Raw genomic sequence first — 1,129 nt, forward strand, 5'->3', positions numbered from 1 at the left:
AATGGGGCGAGAAATTCGGCATGACGCATTTCGTCAATCCGAAGGAGATCGACGGCGACATCGTGGCCCATCTCGTCAATATGACCAAGCGCGGCGCCGACCAGATCGGCGGCGCCGACTACACCTTCGACTGCACCGGCAATACCAAGGTCATGCGGCAGGCGCTCGAAGCGTCGCATCGCGGCTGGGGCAAGTCGGTCATCATCGGCGTTGCCGGCGCCGGCCAGGAGATCTCGACGCGGCCGTTCCAGCTGGTCACCGGCCGCACCTGGATGGGCACCGCCTTCGGCGGCGCGCGCGGCCGCACCGACGTGCCGAAGATCGTCGACTGGTACATGGCCGGCAAGATCGAGATCGATCCGATGATCACCCACACGCTGAAGCTCGAGGACATCAACAAGGGCTTCGACCTGATGCATGAAGGCAAGTCGATCAGGAGCGTGGTGGTTTACTGAGGAGGAGAAAGCCGCCGGCTAACCAGCCAACGGCCGACAATGCACATGTTCAACACGGGAGGAGACAAAAATGCCGGAGAAACTGCATCCTAAAATCGACAATGGATTGCCACGGGAAAAGCCCGATTTTGCCGGCGGCACGCTGGTCTGCGCCTGCACCAGCAACCCGGTCAAGGTGAAGGTCAAGGGCCAGATCGCGCACAATCATGCCTGCGGCTGCACCAAATGCTGGAAGCCGGAAGGCGCGCTGTTCTCGGTCGTGGCGGTTGCCGGTACAAACGACGTGACGGTGACCGAAAACGGCGACAAGCTGAAGGTGGTCGATCCGGGCGCGCTGATCCTGCGCCATGCCTGCACCGGCTGCGGCGTCCACATGCACGGCCCGGTCGAGCGCGACCACGCTTTCAAGGGGCTGTCCTTCATCCATCCGGAGCGCTTCCAGGAGGATGGCTGGTCGCCTCCGGGCTTCACCGCCTTTGTCTCGTCGATCATTGAATCCGGTGTCGATCCCAGCCGCATGGACGGCATAAGGTCACAGCTGAAGTCGATCGGGCTCGAACCTTATGATTGCCTCAATCCTGGCCTGATGGACTATATCGCCACCTGGACGGCCAAAAGATCCGGCGCGTTGCCGGCCTAGTAGCCGCTCGACCATCATCGATCGAGCCGGGCGA

General features: G+C 62.0%; 2 protein-coding genes. Both read left to right on the forward strand.

What is annotated here, in order from left to right; genetic code table 11:
• Window positions 1–455: zinc-binding dehydrogenase (locus NKJ13_RS31495; RefSeq protein WP_352779572.1), on the forward strand; the 455-nt coding region annotated here is incomplete at its 5' end.
• 70 nt (window positions 456–525) lie between these two features.
• Window positions 526–1,095, forward strand: coding sequence for an S-(hydroxymethyl)glutathione synthase (gene gfa / locus NKJ13_RS31500; protein WP_352508734.1), 570 nt, complete (start codon window positions 526–528; stop codon window positions 1,093–1,095).
• Window positions 1,096–1,129: the final 34 nt, after the last annotated feature.

It is taken from the genome of Mesorhizobium sp. M0174 (genome assembly GCF_040322275.1).
GTDB lineage: Bacteria > Pseudomonadota > Alphaproteobacteria > Rhizobiales > Rhizobiaceae > Mesorhizobium.